This is a genomic window from Marinobacterium rhizophilum DSM 18822 (assembly GCF_000378045.1).
In the GTDB taxonomy this organism is placed as follows: Bacteria; Pseudomonadota; Gammaproteobacteria; order Pseudomonadales; family Balneatricaceae; genus Marinobacterium_A; species Marinobacterium_A rhizophilum.
This window is the reverse complement of record NZ_KB899091.1, coordinates 60,347-73,432: the sequence shown is the minus strand read 5'-3', so window position 1 is coordinate 73,432 and position 13,086 is coordinate 60,347. Positions and strand designations below refer to the sequence as shown.

Here is a 13,086-nt window from a genome sequence, read left to right as displayed (position 1 = left end):
GCGTGTTTACTCGGCACTATTTCTCACCCTTAGCTTCAAGAATGAACAAACACCGCTGGCCGAAATAGATATCCTATTATCCGCAGATGCTTAGCCTCCTTTTTTTAAATTTGATGGAGAATTTCGTAATGTCCATATCGAGTGAAAAATTAAAAGTAGTTCGTCAGTCCGGATACCGCGCAACGCGGAAAGGCGGAAAAGCCGACGTTGCAGGCTGGTGTCCTCCCGGCGGCAGCCATTCCAAGAATTCAGACACCGGCGAACCGGCGGGTGAAGGGCCGATAGTCTTGTTTGGACCTGACGACCTTTTTGTCGTGGCTTTCGGACAAAAGACGCTTTCGGTATTCGATTTTGACGGGCTAGGCGACGGCAGCGAGCCGCTGATCTGGACGAAGCTCGACGCGAAAATCGTAAAAGCCTATGCCACAGGCGGGGCAACGCCGCTGCTGCTTTATGCCATCGACGTGGACGGGCAGGCATGGTCGATCGATTTCCGGCCGCGTTCCGACTGTCCCGACACAAAGGGAATCTCGACGGAACCGCGGGTGAAGCGGATCGCAGAAGACGCGGAGGGCCCGGTCAACGAGATTGTCGTGTTGCGGCGGAAGCTGGTGCTGCGCGTGACAGGACGCGAAAGCGGCAGTGAGCTGATGGAGATCGACAGGCGTACCGGTCTTGCGGAGACGCTCGGCACGCTCGATCTAGACGGTGACCTGACGGCCCTGGACCCGGCGCGGCACAACATCCTGCTGGGCCGTCATAAGGGAGAGTTGCGGCTTATCCTGACTGGGGAGGACAGCGTGCGGGGCGGTATCGAGACACATCGCTTTGACGTTGACCGGGTGACGGCGGCGGCCGTGGCCAATGGAACCCACTTAGTGCTCGCGCGGAAGGGCGGGCTGATCGAGAAAAGGGACATGCGTGCTGCGCTACCAGAGGTGGCGGCACGCCTAGCAGATCCGCTGGCGCGAGTCTGCTACGTGTTGAGGACGCTGCTCCAGCGCTGCGGTTGCGACTGTAAATGCGGGCCCGGCACCGGCGAAGACGACGACCGGCCGCGAGATCCGAACGAACCCTGCGACGATCGCCACTCGGCAAAGGTCGGTTTCACAGTCCATCGTTTCCATCGGACCGGCGGCCACCTCGTCGCGCTCAGTGCATCGGCGACACGGATGGCGGTGCTGGACCAGCGGCTGAATGTGCAGTTCGAGCGCAAGCTCGACCGTGCTGGGGCGGAGATTTCTGAGGGGCAGACCCACACTCAGAGTCTACTGATCCGTCTGCCACGAAAGGCACAAGTTGAGGCATGGCGAGTCGCCGACTACGTGGCACAACTTGGACCACGGCTGCCGGACGATTTCGGCACTCTGAATCCGGTGCCGGCCTCCTCGGTAACCTACTGGGGGCGCAAGAACCCGCGTGCGGCGCTAAACCCGACGCTGCAAATCTGCATTTTCCCGGTGATCGACAGTGGCCAGACTTACGGCGACGCCGACATGACCGAGCTTATCGACCAGGTCTCAGCCAAGATCTTCGCGACCGTGGACGACTACTACGACGAAAACAGCTTTGGCGATATGGCCATCAACTTCACGGTCTTCGGGCATGATATCGGTGGCGCGCGCAGGCCACTGGTGCTTCCCCAGGCCCAAGCCAGCTATTGGTGGGACGGTTTCAGGGCAGGTGGGCTGCAGGCAGTGGTGCCAGCAGACTGGTCGGATCCTGTTATTCTCGACGGGACGGAAGCGTTCGAGATGCGGGCCAACCCACGCGCGGGCGCTGTCAAGATATACGATATGCCCTTTGCCGCGATGTGGAGCAGCGCGAATCTTGGCAACTTTCCAGTTTCGCTGACTTTTGACGGCACCGAGACGCTGGAGCTGACAGTCGTGACGCAGACCGGCGACAACCATGTCCTAACACTGAACTTTCCGGCCACTACGCTGACCGTGAATCAGGGCGGTGACATCGCCGGGTTCCTCGGAGGTCTCGGCGATCTGCTGACCAACGCAATCCGCGCCGCCGAAGCCACGATAACAGGCAACCCCGTGCTGATCCAGGACATAGAGTTTCGGAGAATACGGACCTCCAGTGCCGATACCGCTTTCGGGCGCGCGCAGGGCCGGTTCCGGATCGCGTCGGCCGGCGGCGCAGCCATCCAGAAAGGCCAGATAACGGTGACCGGGCCTGGGGTGCCGGCAGCTCCCCTCGCCGCGCTCGGCCTTTCGGCGGCCCACATCCCGGGGGTGCTGGATTCCAGCGGTGCCGTCAGCGCATTTTTCCGTGAGAGCCTGCGAGCGGCTCAAGCCGATGCCGGCGAAGGCATCGGCGGTACCATGGCCTATTTCAATACTTCTGTGACGACGGATTTCGATGCCGCCGCTCAGGAGATTACTGTCGGGGTGAACCTCACAGCCGATACAGGCGGCCAGCTCGCTACAATCGAGCGGCTGTCAAGCTCGGAGCTGGCAGGCACCGGGTGGGACGTCGCCACGCCGAATCCCGGAAGCGAGAGCGGGCCAAACAACTCCAACGCGCTGCGTCACGCGATAGACCTCGCCGACGATACCTTTACGGCAGCGCTCGATCACATCCGAGCAACTACCGCATGGGACCGGAGTACGGTCGAATCGATGTTCGATAATTTCGACGTGATGATGATCGCGCATGTCGGTGCGCCGCATCCCGGCATCCCGCTCGCCGACCAATGGGCTTGCAACGACCCAGCCGATTTTGGCAGCAAACGCATGTACGCCCGGGGGCACTTTGCCACCGATAAGAACCCGCCCGGTGGGGAGGATCCAGTGCAGATGGGCACCGCGACGATCATCGGTCAGCGGTTCAACGCCTTCAACAATCCGCAAATGACCAACCAGGCGGGCGTGATGGCCCACGAAATCGGGCACGCGATCGGTTTACCCGATCTCTATGCGGCGAACGGTTATCGCGACGACGTGGGCTACGTCGATCCCTGGGCGATGATGGCAGGAGGCAATTCGAACTTCCACCACTTCTGCGGCTGGTCCAAGTGGAAGCTGGGCTGGATTGCCGATGACCCGCATCCGAACGTCAACCGCACAATATTCGTTGATCTGCCCTCGTCCACGGGCACCTCGGTGACCGAAGCCTGGCTAGTCCCGGTGGAATACTGGGACAACGCCATACGCAACGACGTAAGAAACGAAGTGGGTGGATCAGTGCCGATCGGACAGTTGATGAAACTGAACCTGGGCAGCGACGGTGGTGTCACGGCATTTCTGGAACTCAGGGCGGAAGGCTCGAACTTTTCGCAGAACCTCAGCCCGGAACCGACGGTGATCGCCACCAACGGGCTCGATCCGAATTCCGACCGGCACTGGGCGGTGAACGGGCTCTACCGGCGGTCGGTGCATCTTCTGAACGACGGTACCGAGCTGCGAGCGATCAACGACACTTGGGATTTCGCGGCCGCGCCGGAGTTTCCGGTCAAGGGCTGCGTGGCCGAGGTCGCCGACATCCGTACGGTGCGCGGGTCAATTCCGGTCTACCGGGTCCGTGTCGAGCGCGAGCAGGTCGAATATATCGACCTTTACTTCCAGGATCACGTGCCAAGCTGGAAGAGCCCGGATATCTGGGTCGATTGGCCGGGCGACAACCCGGACCCAACGGTCCCCCGCGTCTATCCTGTCGGAACGCCGACCGATCAGGGAGAGACTGTGCGCTTTCCCAACACCGGTATCGAGCCGCACTATGTAGTGGCACGGGTCCACAATGCCGGCAACGTCCGTGCCGAAGACGTCAATGTTCGCTGGTTCGTCTGTGATCCGCCGGGGGCGGGCGATGACGGCCGATGGATCAACCGCGGCACTCAGGTGATATCGGAAGTGGGCCCCGGGACCAACGAGATCGCGGTCTTCGACTGGCAGGTCGACAATTCGACTAACGTGCACCAGTGCATGAGGATGGAGATCATCGACTGGACGATACCCAGCGAGGTCGATCCGGCCACGGGCGATACGGTGGCACTGTCCTCCGACGACGTGAAGCTGCAAAACAACAACGCGCAGCAGAACGTCTTTGACTTCGAGGCGCTGACGAGCTCGCCTTACCCGCCGATCAACTTTCCAATGCAGGTCCACAACGACCGGGTTGGCACCGAAATTGCCGCTTTGGTTCCGAGCGGTTTGCCCTATGGATCGAAACTGACGATTTCACCGCGTGAGCAGGCGATTCCGTCGGGCCAGGCACGGGTGTTCAACTGCAAGCTCGAGTTGGACGATGCTGTGATCCGGCCGGGTTGCGACAACGACAGCGGCTTTCTGCTGACGGCGTGGCGCAGGGCTGAGGAAGCCGACGAGATCTGGGGCAGCTGCTTCTACCATATACGCCCGCGGTTCCGGACGAACCTCGAATTGGTGCAAGGCACTTGGTTCCACGGCAGGGTCGTCGTTCACGGCTGGCTGCACGTGTTGGCTGATACGGCTATCGACCTCACCGACGATCAACCGCTGGCCGCACGAATTAGAATGCTGATCGATGGGCCGGAGGGAGCCCCAGTCTGGCGCGCCGCGCCAATCCAGTCTGATGGCAGTTTTTTCCTCGACACTACAATCGAGAAGGGGAAAACGATGGTGGTGGAGGCTTGGTTCGACCGCACAGATCGGCTTGGCTCTTCGGTGTCGAACGAGATCACGCTGAAACAGGGCTCTATTAACCCGGCGGGTTAATAGTTAAAAAGGGATATTTCATCATTGGCCGCAGGCCAATGCGAACGCCACAGAAACCAGCATATCCGCGCCCCTGCACCCGTTTCTGTGGCATGACTGTAAACCTCCCTGTTTTAGTGCCAACTATTTTATTAAAGTTCATCCGTACTCGTCATGGGAGCGAGGGCTGAACGAGAATTTTAACGGTCTGCTACGCCAGTACATCCCGAAAGGTACGGATCTGCGAACGATCACTGAAGAGGATGTCAGGCTGGCAGAGAAGCGGTTGAACCTGAGGCCCCGAATAATGTCTCCAGTTCAGACAGCCTGAAGTGGTATTCCACGAATACCTTCATGCTTCATAGGGGAGAGTCGCACTTCAGAGTTGAATTCGCGCCTTCCTTGAGCAGCACTCCCGCTTCAGACAGCCACTGATTGATCTTGTCGAAGATCTGGCGCGACAGGCCTTGTCGCTCCAGTAGGTGACGGAACTTCAGAAGAGTGGAGTGATCTGGGATCACACCTTTCCGAGCTGAAGCATCACTGTCAGCAGTTGATTACCGCCCGCCGCTCAACCATGAGTGTCGTACTTATTATTTGAACACTTCAATCAGTAGTTACCTGGGTCGAATGTGACCCAGCCGAATATGTATGCTGTCTGAAGTTAACCGTTTGATTTAAAATTGGTTCACATATTTTATTGATTTTTGTGGTGGGTTGATTCAAACCCGCACGAACTCGCATATAATAATTAATATTCATTAAATTCAACCTATTATCATCATCTTTCCGTTTGGTATGGAATATGCTTTATCTGTTGCGTAGATAGAAGATATGTTCATGTTGGATGTTTCTTGGAGTCAGGGGTTTTGTAAAAAAGGCAGCCGCCGTATGCCTAATATATGCGCCTATGATTATTGGTGATCTTCTTCCAAGTCTTGGCGAACGTAATGTATCGGCGGGATGTCGTGATCGTTATTGATCTAACCCTTGGCTTTGATTCGATATCAGCTTTCCGTATGTCTGGAGGGGCGGTAGCGTAGCTGCTCGGCGCCGTTCGCCCGCGACGGCCGGCATGACTAAACACGATATTCAATAGGAGAACCGAGATGAATCCTAGGAAGGTATTACCACACTGTCAGAGAGTAATCCTTACAGCGGCAAGCGTTGCGTTGCTGGCGATTCCTGCATGGGCATGGAACCTAGACGCTAAACACATCAATGCCTTACGGCTTGAAAAGAGCGGGCAAATTTCATTTACTCTCTTCGCGAGTGGCACGGGTGGGAATGAATTTCTTTGCGGGGCTGCTGGCGCTTCACGAGCTCAGTGGTTTTTTATTACCCCTTGTGGATCAACAAACGCACAGTGCATTGCTGCGGTAAATCGGATGTCGAATACTCTTTTAGAGGCAAAGATGGCGAGAAAAGCAGTCCATGTGCAAAGGGAGGGGTGTAATGTGACTGAGGTCGCCCTGAAGCCCTGAAGGGTCCCGCAGGCTCGCGATGAAGCCTGCGCTATCCAATGTCTGAAGGAAATCAGCACAACAAGGCCATCAACCGACTGCCTACAGCGTCTGCTAGGGAAATGGGATGGACTCCCATTTTCCTAATCATCTCCGTACGAAATGCTCACATATAATAAAACGCACCGATGGTTGTTTGGGACATGATGTAAAGCGCGACGGTGCGGCTGACGCCGATGATACAGCCTGCATGATTACGCTAAGGATAGCTTCATTCGACGAAAATGGTTCGCCGATTGAGGCCGATCGTCTGCAGGTCGATGATATAAAGTTGGTAATTAATGGAATAGACTGTGCGAATACTCTAGCCAGCTGCAGATTTCTCGGATTAAAGTTGAATTGTTAATTTAAATATTTCCTAGGTGGGGGAGAGAACATGTCTTACATATTGAAATCACTCTCAAAGTGTTCGATTTTTTTTGTGGCGATCATAATTGCATCTTGTGATATGTCACCATATGTAAATATAGGAAAAACCAAGCCGCCCAGCCATAGTAGCGGTGATTATGAGCAGGTCGAGTCGCCACGTCCACAATCAACTCCGGAACCCAGCCGCGCCAATGTTGGCAAGGTGAAGGTAGAGGCCTCCGGGGTCTATGTAAACGATCAGCCAGTCTATGGGGTGGTCCAACTTTTCGATGGCGACGATGTACGAACAGACAGTAGTGGTTGGGCCACCATCTATTTTAACGTTGGTGGCTCGGTGCGTTTACCACCGAAAAGCGATCCTCTCCTTCGATTGGTTGCGGAACTTGGTTGCTTAAGCTCACAACTCGTGGCATACATAAAGTATGGCGATTTCAGTTTTGAGGAAGTTACCGAAGTCTGTATCTGTGATAAACAATTAGGATTCTGTGCAGAACCGGCAAGTGATTTTCGTATAGTTGTCGATAATAGACGTGCCAGCATCACGGTCTCAAAAGGCTCTTTGCTTGTCTCGCTTGGTTATCCACGTCCATACGAAAGACATAAAGTCTTGCAGGGGTTTGGCATGATCGTGGAAAATGGCAAGTCTTCAAAACCCCAACGTATTGTACAATAATAGTATCCCCTATTTTTTAAGAGAATAGACCGTGTCGGATATTATTTCCATTATCAAGGGATATGCTGGGCCGATCAGTCGATTTCTTAAAACGCAATTTCATATTTGGATTTCAGTGGTTTTAAATCCACTAAATTACATATCCAGTATTGATATGAAATCGAAAGAAATATTTTTGCCGACTTTAGGTTTTTGCTTATTTATTTACATAATGTCAATTTTTATCGCAGCCACGAGGCTTTATGCTTACGGAGGTATTGATTTTTTTGATATTCGGTTCCTAGTCATGGACTTCACTTTAACTTTACTTTGTTTCTCCCTTGTAGGCTTTACCATGTACGGTGTCGGTAAGGTATTTGGAGGCAAAGGCAGTTTCCAAGAATGCTTTTTATCGGGTTTATATGTTTGTGCTTTTTGGCCACTATTGCAGATTTTTGATTACCTTCTTCATCCAAGTCTTGATATATTTGATAAACATCAATTGGCAATCTTAAGACTTGTCGTATTTTTGTTTTTTACTACCTTAATCGTGAGTTTTCTCACTTATAAGATCTACCCGGTCTTCGGTTATATACATAGATTTGGAAAGGCACGTGCCATCATTGCAACATTGATCCAACTTATGCTTGCTTCATTCCTAATGCTGATATTTTTAGTAGGTTTTTTTAAGGGTCTAATTCCCAGTGCTTGATACTTATGTCAGTCACTATTTCACCTTCAGCCCCAGTGGGCGAACGGTGAACTATTGTGATAACTAGGGAAATGGGATGGGCTCCCTCTCCTACGGGATCTATGTGCCAGATTGGAAGTTTACGCAACCAATCGTAAAGAAGGAGCCCATCATGGAAATTATGCGCATTGGTCTCGACTTGACCAAGAGTGTTTTCGAAGTCTTTGGCGTTGATGAGCAAGAACAACAGGTCCTGTGTAAGACGCTCAAGCGTAACCAGGTAATGGAGTTTTTCGCTCTGCTCCATCCTTGCATTGTCGGCATTGAAAACTGCGGCAGTACCCTCCAGTGGGCGCGAAAGCCCCGCAGTGTTGGCCATGGTAGTAATATTTTTATACCTTCCCATTCCAGAATGGTTTTTTCAGGCTGTGCTTCCAATCGGAAAAATTGCCCCTAGACCGTCTGTCGAGTAAATGCTGCCGACCTCCATCGTCGTCTTATTTAAGCGATTACGAAGTCTGGCATTGTAAACCTAAATTAAGATTCAGTAGAACTTGGTTAAAAATGAGGGATATTCACCATGACTTTCAAAGAGCAATTCGAAGAGTCAACGGGATGGAATACCGTCGATACCAACCGAAGGTTAACAGCATCCGGTGGCGAGGAATTCATTGAGTTTTTAAAAGAAAATCGCGTTCAAACTGTTATCCGCTACTATGCCAGTACGCGCCGAGCGAAGACGATCTCGCCAGACGAGGCCAAGCTCATCTCTCGCGAAGGTTTCGCCATCCTCCCGGTTTATCAAGATAACAATCGAACAGCCTCGGATTTCGGCGAGCAAAACGGTGTCAAAAGTACCAATCGTGCTGTTGAGTTTGCCAATCTGATTGGTCAACCCGACGGTTCCACTATCCTTTTTGCCGTAGACCAAGACTTTACCGCCGACATCGTCGACAGCCATATCGTACCCTATTTTAAAGGCATCAAGAGTGAGCTGGTACGGCTAGGGCGGCACTTTCGCATCGGTGTCTACGGCAGTGGCCATGTATGCCGGACCCTGATGAACAAGGGGCTTGTACAAGTCTCGTGGCTCTCCATGTCCAGAGGATTTACCGGAACCAAAGACTTTTTCTTCAGCAGCGATTGGATGCTGCGCCAGATTCCGTTGGATAAAAAACATCCGTCCGGATTCTCCTACGACCGAAACCTGATGCGGGTACCGCAGAGCGAGATCGGCGCCTTCGTCGTCGACGAACAAGACCGCGGGACCATCGTCGGCGGCTCGATCGATCCCCCGGGATCCGAACCCGAACCACTAACTGGCACTGTACCGTTTCCCGGTCACACCATCTCGACCGAATCTGGCGACGAACCGTCACTGATCCAGGTCATTCAGCGGCGGCTCATCGAGGTAGGATATGGGCCGCTAACCGTGGACGGTGACTTTGGCAGCATGACGCGCAACGTGGTGCGCGACTTCCAGGCCGAGAACGACGACCTGAACGGCGAGGCGCTGGAGGTTGACGGCAAGGTGGGCCAACTGAGCTGGGAGGCCTTGTTTGCAACCGACGGCATTGAAGCCCCTGTGCCTGACGTCAGTGACGTTTCGGACCTCGGCCAGGCTTTCCTGGAAATCTGCCTGTCTCAGGAGGGTGTCAAAGAAGACCGTCCCTTCAAAAACCGGGGACCGCGCATCGACTCTTACATTCGCGCGACGGGACTCAAGCCCTTTGCAGGCAACTTTGCCTGGTGTGTTGCTTATATGTACTGGTGCGCCGTCAAGCTTTGCGAGCAGAAGAATGTCGACAACCCTGTGCCTAGAACGGCTGGCGTACACCGGCTCTGGCAGTTGGGCCAGAGTACCGCACTCACCGTGGTGGATGACGACGAGGCGAATCCCGGCACTGTACGCCCGGGTATGATGTTCTTTATCGATAAGGGAAACGGACAAGGTCACGCCGGCGTGGTTATCGCAGTCGAGGGCGACCGCATAAAGACTATCGAAGGCAATACCAATGGCGGCGGTGTGCGTGAGGGGCATGGTGTCTTCGTACGCAGTCGCAAGATCCAGATGTCCAGCCTGTTAGGGTATCTCGACTTCTGGCGCGAAGAATGAAGGTGCCCTTGAACAAAAGGAGCGCGGTCTGGCCCAGCTGATCCAAACCTCATGCGTTCCCATTGGTTACATCATTATTGTTAACTACGACCCAAAGGAGAATATTATGTCGAAAAACATTGTGATATTTTCTGATGGCACCGGTCAGGAGGGTGGTAAAGGTTCAAATACGAACATTTACAAGCTATTTAACATGGTTGAAGATCGTACTTCACAGCAAATATCATTCTATGATCGCGGCTTAGGTACAGGGTGGCGAAAACTGTCTGGAAATATTGGCGGTGCTGGTATTTCAAAGAATATAAAAGAGTGCTACACATTTATTTTTGAGAATTTTGAAGCAGGCGATCAGATCTATCTGTTTGGATTTAGTCGTGGTGCAGCGACAGTTCGTAGCCTGTCGAGCTTTATCCATTATTTTGGGATAATGCCGAAAGCTCGTCCAGAGTTGATAGACAATGCTTACAAAACCTACCGAATTGAAGACGAATTTGAACGTGAAAGAAGAGCAAGTGTATTTCTATCGGCTCATCACACAATGTGGACAAAAATTAGGTTTTTAGGTTGCTATGATGCTGTTGCGGCATTAGGTATGCCATTTAAAACTATCGATGTGCTAATAAGCTTGATTCCCGGTTTAAAACATGTATTTCATAACTTTAAGTTAAGCAAAACTGTTGAGAACGCTTATCAGGCCTTAGCCATCGATGACGAACGACAGATTTTTCATCCGATACTATGGGATCCAGAAATTTTATCGTATCAAACTGTTAAACAAGTATGGTTCTGTGGAATGCATACCGACGTCGGGGGTGGTTATAGCGAACAAGACTTGTCAGATATTCCGTTGATGTGGATGAAGGATATGGCTGTTAAACATGGGCTTGTGATATATCCGCAAAACACTGTTTCTATTCATGGTGATGTGAACGGGTGCATGCACAATTCTCGTGGCAAAGGCTGGACGAAATTTTATCGTAAGAAAAGGCGCTTTTGGGATTCAAAAAGAGCAGACAAGCCTATTGTTCATAGTAGTGTCTTGCAACGTAAGAAAAGTGTTAATAACGAGGTTAATCCAGTTTATAAACCATGGATATTAGAGCGCGAATATGAAGTGGAACAATAATCTATAACGCGTCCTTCAAGCCCGGCTATAAAAAATAGCGGCGCGTCTTATGGAGGCCGTCAGGCGCACACTTAAACCATTTTGTTGACCATTAGTCCTGCAACGGAGGATAGAGAAATGGATCGCACTACAATTCATCCATTGTGCGCTAGTCAAGCACATCACATCGACCTGCATCTGTGGCGCGGTGCGCCCCAGAACCTGGACGAAACCCGCCCCGTCCAAATACTCGTGAATCAAGGCTACGTAGTCGGCTTCTGTCCAGAGCGCCTTCAGCCTGCATGGTCTGCGTACCGGGTTGCCCATGCCGATGACGATGTCGACTACGACCGACCGCTGATGTACTACGACGACTTGCGGCTCGACGACGAGCATCGCATCGGCAGACGGACATTCGGAAAGATTGGCGGGATCCAGCTCAACGTTGGGCACATGACACCCAACGAGGTCATCAATCGGCAGTTCGGACGTCTCGCGCAGATGGAAACGTTTCTGATGTCGAATATGAGCCCCCAATACGCTTCCCTCAACAGCGGCGTGTGGCTGAAACTCGAGACTGCGATCCGTGAGATCAAGGACGAGCCCGGAAAGGATCACGTGTGGGCCATTGTCGGGCCGGTGTTCGGCGAGGAGCCAGCGTCGATCAACCGCGGGCACGGCAAACACCTGCTCATCCCCGACGCCTACTTCTGCGTTATCGTCGATCCACACACCTATCCATATGATACTCCGTCGAAAGTCCAAATCGATTGCTTCATCATTCCGCAAGAAGCACCGCGCAATTCGAACCCGGACGACTATCCGGCGACCCTCGAAGAGGTTGAGGCGGCCACCAACCTGAGGTTCTTCGCTTCCTGGGGTCGGGATCTGCCTCTCCAATTGGAGATGCAGGAGGTGTCGGGTCACGGGAGTCGCCTGATGCAAGTGCTCAAGCAGAGGAGAAGGGAGTCGGAATCTGCGGGCGGGGGGATCGAGAAGGCGCGTCGCGAGGCCAAGACGATCGATGGGCTCATCGAGGTGCTGAAGACCGAAGCGGCTCAGATCCAGATTCAGATTCAGGGGCGTGCACTGACCGACGAAGAAATCGCGCGCCTGCGGACAATCCAGCACACAATTTCATGGCTGCTCCAAGCCCGTGGTCTTTCGAGCCCACCGATACAGTCTGTTCGGCCCACGAACTTCATCACTTACAAAATCACCGCTGACATGGACGACAAGCTCAAAAAAGGGGCGCGAACGGCTTGCAACTTCTGGAATCGATTCGTACACCCGAAGTACTCGATCGTGATTCGCCTTGGAACATTCACACAGAGCAGCAACACCATCGCCCGTGCCTACAAGCCCTATGCGAATGACGGAGTCCGATACGGCCGAGTGGAGTTCAACACCAAGTACCTTGGTCAGTTTACGGAGAATGAAATCGCCGGAACGATCATTCACGAGATCGGCCACACACTGGGAATCGGCTGGGAAGAGTGGGACGAGTTGTTTGACCGAAGCACGGGCAAGTTCAAGCCTGAGGCAGTATGCCGGCTGCATGCGCTCGAACAGATGGAGGTTGAGCTGGACGGCGGTCCCGGCACGGCCTTCGCGCATTGGGATGAACACAGGTTCGACAACGAACTGATGACTGGCTATCAGGACCACAGCGAGTATGTGCTGCCCGTCACGATCGACCTAATGCAGGTCCTCGGCCATGCAGTAAACGAGCACCTTGACACCAGGACGTTCCTTGGTGAACTGCTGCAGGATGCTGCCAGCATGGTGTTTTCGCGTCAGGATGAGGTTCGAAGCCTTGATCTTGAGCACTTCGAGGAAACTGAACTGTTCGAAAATATTCCCCACTGCTTGCAAACGGTCGATAGCTAAAACTATTTATAAAAATGCTTAGGAATGATAGATATACCATTCCAGCGAATAATCA

Annotated in this window: 7 protein-coding genes and 2 pseudogenes; 8 read left to right on the top strand and 1 reads right to left on the bottom strand. The window is 53.0% G+C overall.

Annotated elements, in window-relative coordinates:
* Positions 1-128: 128 nt before the first annotated feature.
* Entirely contained in the window at positions 129-4,706 is a 4,578-nt protein-coding gene (locus F451_RS0103885; protein ID WP_156826366.1) for an immune inhibitor A domain-containing protein, read from the top strand.
* Positions 4,707-4,845: 139 nt separating this feature from the next.
* Positions 4,846-5,050 (top strand): annotated as a pseudogene (locus F451_RS27045) (transposase); the annotation flags it as partial.
* A 30-nt stretch (positions 5,051-5,080) separates the two neighbouring features.
* Here the strand turns inward: F451_RS27045 and F451_RS28320 are convergent.
* Positions 5,081-5,203, bottom strand: a pseudogene (locus tag F451_RS28320) (IS5/IS1182 family transposase); the annotation flags it as partial.
* 1,381 nt (positions 5,204-6,584) lie between these two features.
* Here F451_RS28320 and F451_RS27580 point away from each other — a divergent pair.
* From F451_RS27580 to F451_RS0103860, 6 genes are all read left to right on the top strand, one after another.
* Positions 6,585-7,250 (top strand): hypothetical protein, encoded by a 666-nt coding sequence (locus F451_RS27580; protein ID WP_156826365.1) that lies wholly within the window; start codon positions 6,585-6,587, stop codon positions 7,248-7,250.
* A gap of 31 nt (positions 7,251-7,281) precedes the next feature.
* Positions 7,282-7,941 (top strand): hypothetical protein, encoded by a 660-nt coding sequence (locus F451_RS0103880; protein WP_156826364.1) that lies wholly within the window; start codon positions 7,282-7,284, stop codon positions 7,939-7,941.
* 151 nt (positions 7,942-8,092) lie between these two features.
* Positions 8,093-8,377, top strand: coding sequence for a hypothetical protein (locus F451_RS26565; protein ID WP_156826363.1), 285 nt, complete (start codon positions 8,093-8,095; stop codon positions 8,375-8,377).
* A 123-nt stretch (positions 8,378-8,500) separates the two neighbouring features.
* Complete coding sequence (locus tag F451_RS26560) at positions 8,501-10,036, top strand: glycoside hydrolase domain-containing protein (RefSeq protein ID WP_020680037.1); 1,536 nt, start codon at positions 8,501-8,503, stop codon at positions 10,034-10,036.
* 106 nt (positions 10,037-10,142) lie between these two features.
* Positions 10,143-11,162: a DUF2235 domain-containing protein gene (locus F451_RS0103865; RefSeq protein ID WP_020680036.1), complete on the top strand. Its 1,020-nt coding sequence runs from the start codon at positions 10,143-10,145 to the stop codon at positions 11,160-11,162.
* 117 nt (positions 11,163-11,279) lie between these two features.
* Complete coding sequence (locus F451_RS0103860; protein ID WP_020680035.1) at positions 11,280-13,031, top strand: DNA/RNA non-specific endonuclease; 1,752 nt, start codon at positions 11,280-11,282, stop codon at positions 13,029-13,031.
* Positions 13,032-13,086 lie beyond the last annotated feature (55 nt).

Excerpts from the sequence above, each read along its gene's own strand:
- F451_RS0103885 (WP_156826366.1), top strand. The coding sequence starts at position 129 with ATGTCCATATCGAGTGAAAAATTAAAAGTAGTTCGTCAGTCCGGATAC.
- F451_RS27580 (WP_156826365.1), top strand. The coding sequence starts at position 6,585 with ATGTCTTACATATTGAAATCACTCTCAAAGTGTTCGATTTTTTTTGTG.
- F451_RS26565 (WP_156826363.1), top strand. The coding sequence starts at position 8,093 with ATGGAAATTATGCGCATTGGTCTCGACTTGACCAAGAGTGTTTTCGAA.
- F451_RS26560 (WP_020680037.1), top strand. The coding sequence starts at position 8,501 with ATGACTTTCAAAGAGCAATTCGAAGAGTCAACGGGATGGAATACCGTC.
- F451_RS0103865 (WP_020680036.1), top strand. The coding sequence starts at position 10,143 with ATGTCGAAAAACATTGTGATATTTTCTGATGGCACCGGTCAGGAGGGT.
- F451_RS0103860 (WP_020680035.1), top strand. The coding sequence starts at position 11,280 with ATGGATCGCACTACAATTCATCCATTGTGCGCTAGTCAAGCACATCAC.